Origin of the sequence: Collimonas fungivorans (assembly GCF_001584145.1) — a bacterium.
Classification (GTDB): Bacteria; Pseudomonadota; Gammaproteobacteria; order Burkholderiales; family Burkholderiaceae_D; genus Collimonas; species Collimonas fungivorans.
Genome location: NZ_CP013232.1, coordinates 4,521,950 through 4,537,561, shown reverse-complemented (window position 1 = coordinate 4,537,561; position 15,612 = coordinate 4,521,950). Strand labels below are relative to the sequence as shown.

14 protein-coding genes are annotated in these 15,612 nt (G+C 59.9%); 4 read left to right on the top strand and 10 right to left on the bottom strand.

Annotation, left to right across the window (positions count from 1 at the left end):
• Nucleotide 1: 1 nt before the first annotated feature.
• The 3 genes from CFter6_RS19875 to CFter6_RS19865 all read right to left on the bottom strand — a co-directional run bounded on the left by CFter6_RS19875 (nucleotide 2) and on the right by CFter6_RS19865 (nucleotide 3,095).
• Complete coding sequence (locus tag CFter6_RS19875) at nucleotides 2-535, bottom strand: DUF934 domain-containing protein (RefSeq protein ID WP_061541389.1); 534 nt, start codon at nucleotides 533-535, stop codon at nucleotides 2-4.
• Nucleotides 519-2,216, bottom strand: coding sequence for a nitrite/sulfite reductase (locus CFter6_RS19870; RefSeq protein WP_061541388.1), 1,698 nt, complete (start codon nucleotides 2,214-2,216; stop codon nucleotides 519-521). Before CFter6_RS19870 ends, CFter6_RS19875 begins: the two co-directional genes overlap by 17 nt.
• Before the next feature lie 105 nt (nucleotides 2,217-2,321).
• Nucleotides 2,322-3,095, bottom strand: a complete 774-nt coding sequence (locus CFter6_RS19865; protein ID WP_061541387.1) for a sulfite exporter TauE/SafE family protein — start codon at nucleotides 3,093-3,095, stop codon at nucleotides 2,322-2,324.
• Nucleotides 3,096-3,340: 245 nt separating this feature from the next.
• Here CFter6_RS19865 and CFter6_RS19860 point away from each other — a divergent pair, with 245 nt between their 5' ends.
• The gene (locus CFter6_RS19860; protein WP_014007481.1) at nucleotides 3,341-4,282 is read left to right on the top strand and encodes a CysB family HTH-type transcriptional regulator; all 942 of its coding nucleotides are present in this window, start codon (nucleotides 3,341-3,343) and stop codon (nucleotides 4,280-4,282) included.
• Nucleotides 4,283-4,304: 22 nt separating this feature from the next.
• Here CFter6_RS19860 and CFter6_RS19855 read toward each other — a convergent pair whose 3' ends face one another.
• The 4 genes from CFter6_RS19855 to CFter6_RS19845 form a co-directional block, all read right to left on the bottom strand.
• A complete protein-coding gene (locus tag CFter6_RS19855; RefSeq protein ID WP_061539234.1) occupies nucleotides 4,305-5,315 on the bottom strand; it encodes an IS110 family RNA-guided transposase in 1,011 nt (336 codons plus the stop codon).
• Nucleotides 5,316-5,583: 268 nt separating this feature from the next.
• Nucleotides 5,584-6,042, bottom strand: coding sequence for a hypothetical protein (locus CFter6_RS19850; RefSeq protein WP_061541386.1), 459 nt, complete (start codon nucleotides 6,040-6,042; stop codon nucleotides 5,584-5,586).
• 53 nt (nucleotides 6,043-6,095) lie between these two features.
• Nucleotides 6,096-6,224 carry a hypothetical protein gene (locus CFter6_RS26705; protein ID WP_041742347.1) on the bottom strand — a complete coding sequence of 43 codons (129 nt, stop codon included), beginning with the start codon at nucleotides 6,222-6,224 and terminating at the stop codon, nucleotides 6,096-6,098.
• A gap of 163 nt (nucleotides 6,225-6,387) precedes the next feature.
• Nucleotides 6,388-7,983, bottom strand: coding sequence for an MFS transporter (locus CFter6_RS19845; RefSeq protein ID WP_061541385.1), 1,596 nt, complete (start codon nucleotides 7,981-7,983; stop codon nucleotides 6,388-6,390).
• A 234-nt stretch (nucleotides 7,984-8,217) separates the two neighbouring features.
• Here CFter6_RS19845 and CFter6_RS19840 point away from each other — a divergent pair, with 234 nt between their 5' ends.
• The 3 genes from CFter6_RS19840 (at nucleotide 8,218) to CFter6_RS19830 (ending at nucleotide 11,399) form a co-directional block, all read left to right on the top strand.
• On the top strand, nucleotides 8,218-9,228 hold the full coding sequence (locus CFter6_RS19840) for a hypothetical protein (protein WP_061541384.1): 1,011 nt from the start codon (nucleotides 8,218-8,220) through the stop codon (nucleotides 9,226-9,228).
• A gap of 162 nt (nucleotides 9,229-9,390) precedes the next feature.
• The gene (locus CFter6_RS19835) at nucleotides 9,391-10,755 is read left to right on the top strand and encodes a chloride channel protein (protein WP_061541383.1); all 1,365 of its coding nucleotides are present in this window, start codon (nucleotides 9,391-9,393) and stop codon (nucleotides 10,753-10,755) included.
• Nucleotides 10,752-11,399, top strand: coding sequence for a class I SAM-dependent methyltransferase (locus tag CFter6_RS19830; RefSeq protein ID WP_061541382.1), 648 nt, complete (start codon nucleotides 10,752-10,754; stop codon nucleotides 11,397-11,399). The genes CFter6_RS19835 and CFter6_RS19830 overlap by 4 nt, the downstream gene beginning before the upstream one ends.
• A gap of 1 nt (nucleotide 11,400) precedes the next feature.
• Here the strand turns inward: CFter6_RS19830 and CFter6_RS19825 are convergent, their stop codons facing one another.
• From CFter6_RS19825 to otnI, 3 genes are all read right to left on the bottom strand, one after another.
• Nucleotides 11,401-13,641: a mechanosensitive ion channel family protein gene (locus CFter6_RS19825; RefSeq protein ID WP_061541381.1), complete on the bottom strand. Its 2,241-nt coding sequence runs from the start codon at nucleotides 13,639-13,641 to the stop codon at nucleotides 11,401-11,403.
• 124 nt (nucleotides 13,642-13,765) lie between these two features.
• Complete coding sequence (gene denD / locus CFter6_RS19820; RefSeq protein WP_061541380.1) at nucleotides 13,766-14,743, bottom strand: D-erythronate dehydrogenase; 978 nt, start codon at nucleotides 14,741-14,743, stop codon at nucleotides 13,766-13,768.
• Nucleotides 14,744-14,765: 22 nt separating this feature from the next.
• Nucleotides 14,766-15,554: a 2-oxo-tetronate isomerase gene (gene otnI / locus CFter6_RS19815; protein WP_061541379.1), complete on the bottom strand. Its 789-nt coding sequence runs from the start codon at nucleotides 15,552-15,554 to the stop codon at nucleotides 14,766-14,768.
• Nucleotides 15,555-15,612: the final 58 nt, after the last annotated feature.

Below are 15,612 nucleotides of genomic sequence, written 5' to 3'. Positions count from 1 at the left end.
GTCAATCCTGGCTGACGGCTTGGCGTTGCACGCGGCGGAACAGCGGCGTCTTCTCGTCCCACGAAGTCTGGTATTTTTCCGAGAAATCGGTAAGGCCTTTGAGGGCGTCGTTGATGTCCTTGTCGGCGCGCACTGCAAAGGCGTTGAAACCTACCCGTTGCATGTAGAACAGCTGGTCGCGCAGGACATCGCCGATGGCGCGCAATTCGCCGTTGTAGCCAAGCCGGGTACGCAGGTTGTAGGCGATCGAATAGCCGCGGCCGTCGGTGAATTTGGGGAAATCGACCGCGATCAGGGAAAAGCGCGCCAGATCGTCTTTCGCTACGTCCGCTTGTGCGTCGCTGGCCAGCCAAACGCCGATTTCCGCGCGCTCCAGCAGCTGCGCGCGCTGGGCGCTCCAGACGCTGAACGGCACGATTACCCGGCCGGCCGGGACGCTGACGCTGTCGGCGCTGTCGCCTTCGTTCAGGCGCAGTACGCTCCAGTCGTCGGCGACGACTTCTCTGTTCTTTATGATGTTAGTAGACACAGGCATCCTCTCCATGGGTGTAGCCGGTCGGGATCGGGCTGGCGTAGACAAATTCCTTGAAGGGCGCAATGCCCAGGCGCTGCACGGTATCGATGAACAGTTCTTCCTCGGTGCGCTGCTGCACATACACGCTCAGCAGGCGCTCGATCACTACCGGCATCTGTTGCGCCGAGAACGATGGTCCGATGATCTTGCCGATGCTGGTATTGTTGCCTTGCGCGCCGCCGATGGAAACCTGGTACCACTCGGAACCGTCCTTGTCGACGCCGAGGATGCCGATATTGCCGACGTGATGATGGCCGCAGGCGTTGATGCAGCCCGAGATATTCAGTTCGATGTCGCCGATGTCGTGCTGGAAATCGAGGTTGTCGAATTTTTCGGCAATCGCCTGCGCGATCGGGATCGACTTGGCATTGGCCAGCGAGCAGAAATCGCCGCCGGGGCAGCAGATGATGTCGGTCAGCAGGCCGATGTTCGGCGTTGCCAGTCCCTGCGCCTTGACTGCCTGCCACACCGTGAACAGTTCGCTGATCTTGACGTCGGCCAGCACCAGGTTCTGCTCGTGCGTCACGCGCACTTCACCGAAGCTGTACTGGTCGGCCAGGTCGGCTACGAAATCGAGCTGGGCGGCGGTGATGTCGCCCGGCGGCACGCCAGTCTTTTTCACCGACAAGATGACCGCTGCATAGCCGCTCACCTTGTGCGCCTTGACGTTGCGCTTGAGCCAGTTGGCGAAACCCTTGTTGTCGGTTTTCTGCGCTTCGAATCCGGCATCGGTGGCCGGCAATGTTTCATACGGCGGCGGTGTGAAATATTGCGCGATCCGCTGCAACTCATCAACCGTCAGCGTCGCCGGGCCATCCTTGATGTCTAGCCACTCGGCTTCCACCTGGCGCGCGAATTCTTCGGCGCTGAGGGCTTTCACCAGGATCTTGATGCGCGCTTTGTACTTGTTGTCGCGGCGGCCGTGCTGGTTATAGACGCGCAGGATCGCTTCCAGGTAGGTCAGCGCATGCTGCCATGGCAGGAATTCGCGGATCACGCTGCCGATGATAGGCGTGCGGCCCATGCCGCCGCCAACCAGTACGCGGAAGCCGACTTCGCCTTCCGCATTTTTGACCACATGCAGGCCGATGTCGTGCACGGCGGTAGCGGCGCGATCCTGCTCGGCACCGCTGATGGCGATCTTGAATTTGCGCGGCAGGAATGCGAACTCGGGATGGAAGGTGCTCCATTCGCGGATCATTTCGGCGTAAGGACGCGGATCGATGATTTCATCGGCGGCGACGCCGGCAAGTTCGTCCGAGGTGGTATTGCGGATGCAGTTGCCGGACGTCTGGATCGCATGCATTTCGACCGTGGCCAATTCCGCCAGGATGTCCGGCGACTGCTCCAGGTTGATCCAGTTGAACTGGATATTCTGGCGCGTGGTCAGGTGGCCGTAGCCGCGATCATATTTGCGGGCGATGTGGGCGAACATGCGCACCTGCGGCGAGGACAGCATGCCGTAAGGCACGGCGATGCGCAGCATGTAGGCGTGGCGCTGCATGTACAAGCCGTTTTGCAGGCGCAGCGGCAGGAATTCTTCTTCCGTCAGTTCATCCGCCAGGCGGCGTCTCACCTGGTCGCGGTACTGGGCGACCCGTTCCTTGACTATCAGGTGATCGTATTGATCGTAGCGATACATCTTCGTCTTCCTTATGGGTTGTAGCCGATATCGTGATGAACCGGCCACGCCTTTATAAATAGATGCAGGGACTGCGCTGGCGCAATCCTTTCGTAATTCAGTAACTTAGTAAATCAGTTTCACCGCAACGCTGGTCAGCGTCAGCGCCAGCAGGCCGCGCAGGAATTTCTCCGGCACTGCGCGCGCCGCCAGCGAACCGAGCGTGATGCCGGGTACCGAACCGAGCAGCAAGGCGCCCAGCAGGTTCCAGTCGATCGAGCCCAGCCACCAGTGGCCGAGAGCGGCGATTGCAGTCAGCGGCACGGCGTAGGCGATGTCGGTACCCGCGACTTCCGCCGGCGTCAGGCGAGGATACAGCAGCACCAGGATAGTAGCGCCTACCGCACCGGCACCGATCGACGACATGGTGACCAGGGCTCCTAGCACCAGCCCTGCAAAAATCGTGGCCGCGGTCAGCTTCCTGCCGTGCAGGTGTTTTTCCGGGTGGGCGTTCAGCCAGTGCTGGAGCTTGCCTTTGAACAGCAGGGCGACTACCGTCAGCAATACCGAGACCGCGATCGAATAGCGTATCACCTGGCCGATTTCGGCGCTGATCCCGCCCAGGTATTTGAGCGCCAGGGCGGTGGCGATGGCGGCCGGCAAGGCGCCCAGCGACAGCAGCCGGACGATATCCCAGCGCACCGTGCCGCGCGAGCGGTGAGCGACGGTGCCGGCGACCTTGGTCACCGACGCAAACGCCAGGTCGGTGCCGACCGCGACGCTTGGATGGATGCCGAACAGCAAGGTGAGTATAGGCGTCATCAGCGAGCCGCCGCCGACGCCAGTCAATCCAACCAGTAATCCGACGGCAAAACCGCTCACTACATAAGAAACAGTCATATCACCTCGTACGAAACACCTAGAATCGTAATAAACTTCACATATATCTCCAACTACAGACTATTTATTTGCTTATATGCGTATTTGATATATGCAAATACGGCAAATACGCTTGATCTGGGATGCGGAAAGCAGGGGGCGGCAAGACGCAGTTGTTTTTTTTGCAATGTTCCGGGGCATGTTTTTGTCAGGTCTCCCGCCTGTGCCGAACAGATTCTTATATAAAGAAAAACCAAGGAAAATTCATGAATCTTCACCAGTTCCGTTTTGTCCGTGAGGCGGTGCGCCAGAACTACAACCTGACCGAGGCGGCAAAGGCGCTGTATACGTCGCAGCCGGGCGTGTCCAAGGCGATCATCGAGCTGGAAGAAGAGCTGGGCGTTGATATTTTTACACGCCATGGCAAGCGTATCCGCGGTCTGACGGAGCCGGGCCGGGCGGTATTGCGGTCGGTCGAGCTGATCATGCAGGAAATCGACGGCCTCAAGCGCATCGGCAACGAATATGCTGCACATGACAGCGGCAGCTTCACCATCGCCACCACCCATACCCAGGCGCGTTATGCGCTGCCCAAGGTGGTGCAGGCGTTCACCCAGAAATTCCCCAAGGTCCGCTTGTCTTTATTGCAAGGCAACCCGAAACAGGTGGCCGACATGGTGCGCAACGACCAGGCTGATCTGGCGCTGGCAACCGAGGCTATCGTCAATGCCGACGGCCTGGTGACCTTGCCTTGTTATCAATGGGAGCATGTAGTGGTGGTGCCGCCGGACCATCCCTTGTTGCAATCGAAGGCGATCACGCTGGAAGAGATCGCTGCGTTTCCGCTGATTACCTACGATAGCGCGTTCACCGGCCGGACCAAGATCGACCATGCGTTCTCTCTGCGCAACCTTAAACCGGATGTATTGCTGGAAGCGATTGACGCCGATGTCATCAAGACCTATGTCGAACTGGGCATGGGAGTGGGGATCATTGCCGGCATGGCGTTCGATGCCGAACGCGATACCGGACTGCGTTCGATTCCGGTCGGCCATCTGTTCGGCACCAATATCTCGCGGGCGGCGGTCAAGCAAGGCGCCTACCTGCGCAGTTATGTGTATACCTTCATCGAGCTGCTGGCGCCGACCATGAACCGCAAGCTGATCGAGCAAGTGATGAACGGCGAGAAGGATATGTACGAGCTGTAAACATCGCAGCAGTTAATTAGGGTCAGATACCGTCTTGAATAGCAAGGCCGTTCGCTAAATAATTGGGATCGAAGGGCTTGCCAGTACGGACCACTCCGTAAATCAGATGTGTCATTTTGTGCATCACGGCCCCGATTACAGCTTTTTTTGCCATACCGGTGGCCAATAGTCGCTCAGCAAAGCGACGTAGTAGCGGGTTGTGTCGACATGCTACTAAGCTAGGCATATAAAGCGCCGCCCGCATAGACATGCTTCCAACTCGGCTAATCATGGTTCGACCTTTGATGGAGGTGCCGGAGCTGCGTTGTTTCGGAGTTACGCCGAGAAATGCGGCAAATGCCTTGGCGCTGTCAAATCTCCGGATGTCACCCAACTGGCCTAAGATCCTCGCCACCGTAGTGCCGCCGATACCTGGGATGCTCGTGATGAGCTCGGCATCATGCTTGAGGCCGGGATGTCGATCGATGTGATCATCGATGTCACCCTCCAATTTTTTGATCTCAGCGCTTAGCCAGGCGATGTGTTGCTTCACATGGTCGGCGACGTCGCTCATACCGGTGAAGGTGTTCGCTTCAAGCCGGTTTTCTTCCTGTTGGCGAATATCCTTTAATGCTTGTACTCGCATCGACCAAGCCCGCAACTGGCGCTGTTCCAGCGGTGGCGGCACCCAAGGCGCGGGCTTCATGGCAGCGCAATAGCGCGCAATGAGTCCGGCATCGGCAGTATCGTTCTTGTTGCGGATATTCTCACTATGGCCGAAGCCTTTGATGCAGGCCGGATTGACCACGCTAACGCTCATTGCTGCGTCATGCAGCGCCAATGCCACCGGTTCATAGTAAATCCCAGTGGCCTCCATGCAGACATGCAGCGTTTCTTTAGCGACTTTCGCCTTGCTTAACCACTCCAGGAGTAATTTGTATCCCTCGGCCGAATTATCCACCACCTTGGCCTTGGTCTTGCCGTTGACCAGCAAGGCAATATCGAGCTTCTTCTTGCTCACATCGATACCAACAACTGCGCACACCGTTTCCATTTTGACCTTTCTCGTATGCGGGCTTACGCGCCAGGCGATGGCCCAAGATACCGTTCGGACTTATAAAATGAAACGGGCAGAGGCACCTATCTGACCCACGTGCTCAACCGCACTCAGTCTAATCGGCATCACTCTGCCCGACCGCTTCGACATCATGATTATCCAATGGCGATGCGGTAGGTTCAATATACGAGAGTCGAATATTCCCGTGAAAGAATATTCGACTCTGACCCTAATTAACACTTTTTTTATTTCAAGACGTTTAGACTTAATAGCCGGCGTCGCGCATGGCATCTTCAGTCGCATGTTTGGCCATCTCGATGCGATGCATGGCGTGCTGCTGCAGGCCGAATACGCGGGGATCGTCTTCACGCTGTGCAACATCGCTGCGCGCGCGTTCCAGCGCCTCTACCGCATCATGCAGGCGGCCGCGGCGGTCCGGGTGGGCGTCCGGGCGTTCTTCACGATAGACATCTTTGCCGACATCGGCGCCGAGCTGGGTGATCTCGCGCGTGGCGGCGTCGATCTCGGACAGGGCGATCTGCTCGTTGCGTCCCATGACCCAGTTGTCGCCCGGACGATGCTCAATCAGCCAGTGAGCTACGTGCAAATCCGCCAGTGCGTGCAGATAGGCGCCGTGATGGCCGGGTTCGTCGGCATGCGCGGCAAGCGGCAGCAGCGCTGGCGCCAGCAGCAGGGGGAGGACGAGTTTGTGGATCAGTTTCATAAAGGCTCCGTATTTATTTTTGTATGGAAATATACCCGATGGGAACTCAGGTCTTAGTAACGGTCGTAAGGATGGTAGTAATGCGGGCGGTAATAGCCGGGGCCGATCGGCGCCACGATACAGCCGCTGAGCAAGGTGCTGAGGATGGTGCCAAGCACCAGTGAGGCAATGAGCTTTTTCATGATGTGCGTCCTGAGTGAAGTGAGTTATCAGGACTTCAGGATGCCACCGGCGGGCTGATACAAGTGCTTCGAGACGGTGTGAGATGTAACGCTTTGTGTACTGGTGTTCAAGCCAGAGCTGCAGACCGGGCGGGATTGCCGCAAGCACGGTCTGCCTGCCTGCTTACTCCGTGACTGCGCCTGCTTCAGGTTTGACATGCAAAGTAATGAGCGGCACTTTGCTCACCAGCCACAACGCGATCACGGTGACCACGACCGCCAGCCCGACCCCCATGTGTATCGATCCGATCAGCGCCTCGCGCGCCGCTTCCAGCAGCAACTGGCCTTGATGGCCGGCTGCCGCCAGCTGCGCCAGCACCGTGGCTTGGGTCTCGTGGCTGATCAGGATCTGCGGGTCGGCGAAACTGCTGAACCAGCTGTCCGCCTTGTCCTGCGCCAGCGCCTGGCGCACGCTGCCGGCATACATGTGGTTGATCAGGGTGCCGATGAGCGCGGTGCCGAGCATGCTGCCTATCATGCGCAGTGATTGCATCAGCGCGGTAGCGATGCCGAGGTGTTCGCGGCCGGCTTCCTGCTGGATGAAGATGGTCAGGTTGGGCAAGATGAAACCGAGCCCGAGGCCGCCGACCAGCATGAACGCAGCGATCACGCTGTGCGAGGTCCAGCGGTTCGAGATCACCACGCCGAGGCAGGACAGCGCCAGCAAGGTGAAGCCTATATAGAGCATCACGTTGGGATTCTTGATCTTGGTGATGATGCGGCCGTTGGAAATGCTGCCGACCATGATGCAAGCCACCAGCGGCGTGATCAGCAGGCCTGCTTCCTGCGGCGACAGTCCGAAACCGCCCTGGTACAGCAGCGGCGCGTAAAACATCAGCGAAAACATGGAGAACCCGCTCAGCACCGACAGCAGGAACAGGATCGACAGCCTGGGGTCGACCAGCAAATCAAACGGCAGGATAGGCTGCGGCGTGTAATGTTCCCATTTCCAAAGCGCAACGAAAGCCACGATGCTGGCAAGCAGCAGGCCCAGCATGCCTAACGACAGGCCGTGCTTGGGCAGCATCTCGACGAACAATTGCAGGCATCCCAGCGAAGCGGTGATCAGCAAGGCGCCCGGCCAGTCGAGGCGGATCTTGGCGTCAGGGTGGGTGTGGCGCAGATGCGGCAGGTATTTGTAGACGAAGAACAGCGACAGCACGCCGACCGGCAGGTTGACATAGAACACCCAGCGCCAGCCCCAGTATTGCGTCAGGAATCCGCCCAGCGACGGTCCCACTGCAGTAGCAATGCCGAACGCCGTGCTCATCATCACTTGCCAGCGCAGGCGCACATGGGCGCCGGGGAACAGGTCGGGGATGCAGGCAAACGCGGTGCCTACCAGCATGCCGCCGCCTATGCCCTGCAAGCCGCGCGCAATCACCAGCCACAGCATGCTGTTGGCCATGCCGCACAAGATGGAGGCGGTAGTGAACAGCAGGATGGAGACCAGCACGAAGGGCTTGCGGCCGTAAAAGTCGCCAAGCCGGCCGAAAATCGGCACGGTGATCACCGAGGTCAGCAGGTAGGAAGTCGCAACCCAGGCGTACAGCTCAAAACCTTTTAATTCGGCAACGATGGTCGGCAAGGCAGTGCCGACCACGGTCGAGTCCAGCGCCACCAGCATCACCACAAAGGCGATGCCTAGCATGGCAAGCAATGATTCACGGAAGGGCAGTACCTGGTCGCTTGAATGCGCGGAGGCAGAATGGATGGCCATATGATTGTTTATCGGCGGAGTCGCCGGTTGGTGGAACAGGGCATGGAAATCTGTGTGATTGCTGTAAGGCACAGCGGGATAGAGCAAGATACGGACAGATACTTATTATGAAGACAATATCATACGCCCCTTGGCCGGTTTCTGCTGCGCGCCGCCAGAGGCAACTTATAATCACGCCGCCACGCACCATTTTTCATCTGAAGAATCTCACACCAATCCGCAGCAAAGCAAGCGATGAAAAAAACAGAAAACAAGGCGCTCAATGTCGTCGAACAGCATGGGCAAGCCAGCCTGTCGCCAGGCCAGAAAATCTTCAATGCTCTGCTCAGGAAACTGGAGACCGAACGCCAGCTGCTGGCGGCATGGCAGGAAATGATTCCCTTGCACCAGCAGTACTATGTCAGTCAGTACCAGCCGCTGATGCGCAGCTACCACGCGCTGGTAGCGCAACTGGTACGCCTGCTGGACGATGCCTATTCGGCGAAAGGCTTGAGCCGGCACGATCAGGAAAAAATCAGCCACATCATCTGTTCCGTCGGCGCCGCCATCATCGGCGGCAGCGATGCCGCGGATCTGAAACGGATCTACCGGGTGCATGGCGGCGCTGATGTCGATGCGGCGGAAGAACAGCAGGAGGACTTTGCGGAATCCGGACAGGAGGTAGATAGCGACCTCCATGCCTCGGCTGCACACCAGCGTGAACATGAGCGCGCTGCAAAACGCAAAAAATCGGCCAAGGCTGCGGCCAGGGAAGCCAAGCAGCAGGAAGAGCTGCACAAGGCCAGCCAGTCAGTGCGTGAAGTCTATCGCAAGCTGGCCAGCGCCCTGCATCCCGACCGCGAGCTGGACCCGCTGGAACACGCGCGCAAGACCGCGCTGATGCAAAGGGTGAATATCGCCTATGACAAGAAAGATCTGCTCGGCTTGCTGGAACTGCAGCTGGAAATCGAGCAGATCGACCAGAGCCGCATCAATTCCCTGTCGGAACGGCAGCTGCAGCACTACAGCAAGGTGCTGACGGAACAGTCGGCGGAATTGCGCGACGAGATTGCCGGGATGGAGGCGGAGTTCCGGATGCGCTTCAACCTGGGGTTGCAAGAGGCCATGTCGCCGCTGCTGGCGATGCGGCATCTGAAAAGCGCGACCAAGGGCATCCAGCAAAACATCCATGTGCTCAAGAATGACTTGCTGGCGTTTGAAGACATCAAAAACATCAAGGCCTGGCTCAAAAGCTATTACATCTAGACCACCTGTCTCTCTGGGGCGGCGGACGATGAGTTGCATTTTTATTACGTATCAGCAGGGCCGGCCTGCCGCGCCCGCGCCGGATTGATCGGCATGCGGATGGCCAATTTGGCGGGAATTACGCATGGATAATTTATAATCATGTCTTTGCGTCCAATTCCAATGAATCCGCTGCCCCCCAGTTTTTCCGATCAGACATTGCGCCAAGTGCGGCGCGCTTGGCGCAAATACGGCATTTTATGGCTGGGCGCGGTGCTGGTGGGCTTGATCGCGGTGCTCTACGCCTGGCTGATGGATGTCGGATTCAGCATGTTTCGCTCCATGCAGCAATCGCACTTCTGGCTACCGTTGTTTATCACGCCGGCGATCGGCGCCTTGTGTGTATGGGCCACGCGCCGTTATTTTCCCGGTTCCGAAGGCAGCGGCATTCCGCAAGTGATCGCGACGCTGGAAGAGGACACCAGCAAGCGCGGCGAATCGCTGCTGTCGCTGAAGATATTGGCAGGCAAGATCGGTATTTCCTTTGTCGGCATCCTGGGCGGTTTCACCATCGGCCGCGAAGGCCCTACGGTGCAGGTCGGCGCCGCCCTGATGTTCAACCTGCGGCGCTTCTATCCGCGCGCCAGCGCGGCATTGGAGCGGCGTTTGATACTGGCGGGGGCGGCGGCCGGTTTGTCGGCGGCCTTTAACACGCCGCTGGCCGGGATCGTGTTTGCGATCGAAGAACTGACGCGCAGCTTCGAACACCGCGCCAGCGGGGTGGTGATCACCGTGATCATTTTTGCCGGTGCGGTGGCGCTGGGTTTGAATGGCAACTACACCTATTTCGGCACGATACAGATCGACAGCGCGCTGACCAACATGGTGGCGCTTGCGGTGCTGGTGACCGGCATCTTGACCGGCGTCGCCGGCGGCATGTTCGGCTGGCTGCTGCTGAATACCAAGCGCTGGATCCCGGTCCGGATCCAGGAATTGCGCAGCACCCGCCCGATCGCGTTCGGCGCGCTGTGCGGCTTGCTGGTGGCGGTGATCGGCGTGATTGCCGGCGGCGCTACTTTCGGCAGCGGTTATGTCGAGGCCAAGGGTGTGCTGGAAGGGCAGCAGCACTTGTCGGTGTTTTATCCCTTCCTGAAAATGGCGTCGATGGTGTCGTCCTACCTGCCGGGCATTCCCGGTGGGATTTTTGCACCGTCGCTGTCGATAGGCGCCGGTTTCGGCAACTTGCTGCACCAGGTGTTCAGCCATACTTCGCTGCCGATGCTGATTGCGCTGGCGATGGTGGGTTACCTGGCGGCGGTCACGCAGTCGCCGATCACCGCGTTCGTGATCGTGATGGAAATGATCAACGGCCATGCGCTGGTGATCTCCCTGATGGCGACGGCCTTGATCGCCAGCCGGGTGTCGCGGCTGTTTGTGCCGCCGCTGTACGATGCGCTGTCAGAGCGCTATCGGGTTGCTGCCGATGCAGCGCTCGTCAATTTGGAAAAACCAGAAGTCAAGCAATTAGAAAACGAGTCGGGAAAATGATTAATACAGATATGGTGGCTTATTACGCCAAACGTGCTTCGACTTACGAAGAGATTTACCAGCGCCCGGAGCGCCAGGATGAGCTGCTGACCCTGCAAGTGCGGGTGCAGGAGCTGATGGAAGGCCACGATGTGCTGGAGCTGGCTTGCGGCACCGGTTTTTGGACCGAACAGATCGCCGCTTCGGCAAAATCGGTCTACGCCACCGACATCAATCCGGAAATGATCGCACTGGCGAAAACCAAGAAACTGCCGGCCGGCAAGGCGACTTTTGCGCTGGCCGACATCAACACCTTCCAGCCGGAGCGGCCGTTCACCGCCTGCTTCCTGGGATTCTGGTGGTCGCATGTAGGGCGCCAGGACCAGGTGCGTTTCATCGCGCAGCTGCGCGAGAAGCTGGGCAAGGACATTTTGCTGGTGATGATAGACAACGGCTACGTCGAAGAACAGAGCACGCCGATCGCCCGCACCGATGCCGAAGGCAACACCTACCAGTTCCGCACCTTGCCTAACGGCGAACGCTACGAAGTCATGAAGAACTTCCCTACCGACAGCGGCCTGCGCAAGAAGCTGGCGCCTATCACGCGCGAACTGCGCATCTTGCGGCTGGAATATTACTGGCTGCTGAGCTGCCGCATCAAATAAGCTAGCTCTTGGCGCTGGCAGCTGGCGGTGGAGAGTCGGGCGGCGCTGCAACAGTGGCGGCGTCCGCTGCCGCCAGCGGAAAATTCGCCCACTCGGTGGCGAAGTGCACCTTCGGCTCGTCATCCACCTTTTTCTTGATGCGCAGGTTGAAGCCGCGCATGACTTCGCTCTGGGTTTGCGGCTTGGTGCGGATGCCGGCCAGCAGCGCCACGCCGTTCAAGTCGAAACCATTGACGCCGTAGATCTCGATAGGCTGCAGCAGCAGCCGCCGCAGGCGCCGGTCTTCCAGCATCTCGGCGCCGGTTTCGCGCATCAGGCGCAGCGCCTGGTCGACGTCCGAATCGTGGGTGATGCTCAGCTTGAGCGACGCATAAGTGTATTCGCGCGAATCGTTCTTGATCGCCGTGATTTGCGAAAACGGCACGCTGTGCACCGAGCCGTTGCCGTCGCGCAGGCGCACCGTGCGGATGGTCAGGTTTTCCACCGTGCCGGCATGGCCGTTGCCGACGTCGACCCAGTCGCCGACCGACATCGAATCTTCCATCAGGATGAAAACGCCGGTGATCAGGTCTTTCACCAGCGATTGCGAACCGAAGCCGAACGCCAGCCCGACCACCCCGGCCGAGGCCAGCAGCGGCGTGACGTTGATGCCGAGGTTGGCCAGCGTGGTAATGACTGTGATGGTCAGGATCAGCAGCATCAGCGCATTGCGCAGCAGGGGCAGGATGGTGCGCATGCGGGTGCTCGGGTTCTTGCGCGCATAACGGCTGTTGCGGGTCGGGTTGATGGATTCCTGGATGAAGGTGTCGAGCAGGATCCAGACCAGCCAGGCCACCACCAGCGTAAGGCCGATCTTGCCCAGCGCCGAGACGATCATCTTGCCGATCAGGGTAGCGTTGGCGAATTCCAGCAGCGAGTGTTCCCAGATCCTGGTCAGCAATTCGAAAAAACCGATCCACAACGCCAGCTGCAGCAGGCTGAAGCCGACGTTGCTGAGGCGCAGGATGTAAGGAGATGGGCGCCGTGTCGCCACGGTAGTCGCCTTGCGGGCGCGTATGCGCTGCAGCAGCGCACCGATGAAAAACATGGCGATCAGCAATGCTGCGCTGGCCAGCGCATGATTGAGCGCCGAATTGTTGCTCGACAAATCGAGGATGGTGGCGACGCTGACGGTGATGCTCAGCAGCAGTATCGGTATGTACCAGAAGGCGGCGACCACTTCCAGCGTTTCCATGCGCGCCGGATGGCCGCGTCGCACCGCCAGCGGCCGGTTGCGGATGATGTGCGCCACCGGCCGCCGGAACAGCAGGGCGAACACGCCGCCTAGTATCGCCGCCACCAGGCTGGCCAGGGTCGCCGCCACGCCGGCCAGGTGGACACCGATGATCTGGTTCACCTGCGGGTTGTCCAGGGCGTCGCCGAGCCAGCCGGCGCAGCCGATCACATACAGCAGCTTGAAGCCGCGCTGGTACAGGATATGCACCGCGACCATGCGGTGGCCGCCGTGCGACAGCGAAAAAATGATCGCGCAGATAGCCTGGAACAGGCGCGCGCCGACCAGGGTGTACAGCAGCACGGTGGCCAAGGTCCGTCCTAGCGACTGCCCGTGCACCGCATCCAGGCTGATGGTCACGGAGATTTCCACCACCAGCGCCAGCAGTATCGGCGCGATGTGGCGCCATATATACAGCAGCAATTCCTTCATGCTGGGGTCGGACGACAGCTTGGTCTCGACCTTGAAGCGCCGCTGCACCCACTTGCCGAGATAGTACAAGGCAATCGCGACCGCGCCGAACAGGGCCAGCATGGCGAGGAAACTGGCCAGCACCTGCCATCCGGTTTCCGACTTCTGCCGCTGCAGGATGGTCGACAGGTCTCCCCAGGCCAGGGAAAACTGCTGGTTCCAGAATTTTTCCGGCGTGACCACCTGCTGCAGGTGCGCCTGGAAAGCATCGAGACTATTGGAAATCAGGCCGATGAAGCCCTTTTGCTCCGGCGACGCCTTGCTGTTCTGCTGCTCCGCCTGGATCAGCGTGGCTACCAGGCTGCCGGTGCCGGGATTGCTTTGCAGGACCTTGGACAGCGAGTCCAGCGGCGAGGCGGGCGCAGGCGTCGCCGGCGCGCTGGCGCTGCTGCTGGCCGCGGCTGCGGCGGAATGGGCAGGAGCGCTGTTTGCCAGCAGCAAGCAAAGCAGCAGGCCTGTCAACAGGCGTGCTACGGGCTGAAAGGAGCTGGTCTTCATGTCGGCTTGGCAAAAGTCATAAAGTGATGATCTTACCGCACCGGCGCTGCCTGCTTCACCAGAGAAAGCCGGATTGACGCATGTCAAAAAAACATCTGGCCTATGGCAGGCCTGCATCCAAGGCTTATGCTGACGGCAAATCGTCTTCGATGTAGGCGCGGACGATGCCATCGAAATCGGCGTCGGCGACAAAACCCAGTCCGCTTGCGCGCGCGGTGTCCCAGGCTCCGGGCCAACTGGAAATGATCCGGTCTACGGCAGGATCATGGACCCACTCGACCCGCGCGGCGACCTGTTTGCCGGCTACCCGTTCCAGTGCCGCGACCATTTCCCCGATCGTGACCGAGATGCCCGGCAGATTGACAGTGCGGCTCTGCCCCAGCGCATCGGCGGACAGCGAATAGCCGTGGATCAGCGCTGCGATGACCTTGCGCGGCGACAGCAGCCACAAACGGACGTCCGGCGCCACCGGACAGATGGCAGGCTGGCCGTTGAGCGGTTCGCGGATGATGCCGCTGGCGAAAGACGAAGCGGCCTGGTTGGGTTTGCCGGGACGCACGCTGATGGTCGGCAGGCGCAATACGCGGCCGTCGACGAATCCCTTGCGGCTGTAATCGTTGAGCAGCAGCTCGGCGATCGCCTTTTGCGCGCCGTAGGAAGACTGCGGATTGAGCGCGGTATGGTCTTGCACCACGGCCGGCAGTGCGCCACCGAACACGGCGACAGAACTGGTGAAGATCACGCGCGGCACATTGGCGCAGGCACGGCAGCGTTCCAGCAGCAGGCGCGATGCATCGAGGTTGATGCGCATGCCCAGGTCGAAATCGGCTTCGGCCTGGCCGCTGACGATCGCCGCCAGATGAAACACCGCTGTCGTCTGCGGCGTGATCACGCGTTCCAGCAAAGCGGCGTCGGTGATGTCGCCGGTGACCTGATCGATGCGCGCATCGTCGAAGCCGCCGGCGGCTACCACATCGACCAGGGTAATCTTGCCGATGGTTTGCAGCTGGCCGTTGCGGTCCGGCAGGCTGCCTTGCTTGAGCAGGCTGCGCGCCAGGCGCTGGCCGAGGAAACCGGCGCCGCCGGTGATGACTACTTGCATGACAATTCCTTTTTTACGTTGTTTATAACCACGGCTTGAGCCAGCCCAGGCCGTCGGAAGTGGCGGCGCGCGGCCGGTATTCGCAACCGACCCAGCCCTGGTAGCCGAGGGTGTCGATCAGTTCGAACAGGTAGGGATAATTGATCTCGCCGATATCGGGTTCATGCCGCTCCGGCACGCCGGCGATCTGGATATGGCCGATGCCGGCCTGCGGCCGCACCATGTCGCGCTTGAGCTTGGTCGCCAGGTCGCCTTCGACGATCTGGCAGTGATAGAGGTCGAACTGCACTTGCAGGTTGGATGCGCCAACCTCGGCGCAGATCGCCTGCGCATCGTCCTGGCGGTTCAGGAAGAAGCCGGGGATGTCGCGTGTATTGATCGGCTCGATCACGATCGTGACGCCATGCGCCGCGGCCTGGGCGGCGGCGTAGGCCAGGTTTTCCAGGTACACGGCGCGATGGCGGGCGCGGTCCTGCTGCGGCTGGATCAGGCCGGCCATGACGTGCAGTTTTTTATTGCCGAGCGCCTGCGCATATTCCAGCGCGGTGGCGACGCCGCGCTTGAATTCATCTTCGCGTCCGGGCAAGGAAGCAATGCCGCGCTCGCCGGCAGACCAGTCGCCCGGAGGCGCGTTGAACAGCGCCTGCGTCAGGCCGTTGTCGCGCAACCGGGCTTGCAGATCGGCAGCGGCATGCTCGTACGGGAACAGGAACTCGACGCCCTTGAAGCCGTCCCTGGCCGCAGCCGGGAAGCGCTCAAGGAAAGCGTGCTCGTTGTACATCATGGTGAGGTTGGCGGCGAAACGTGGCATTGCTTAACTCCTGGAAAATGAGTCCTGAAAAATTCGTCCTGAAAAATGCATCCTGAAA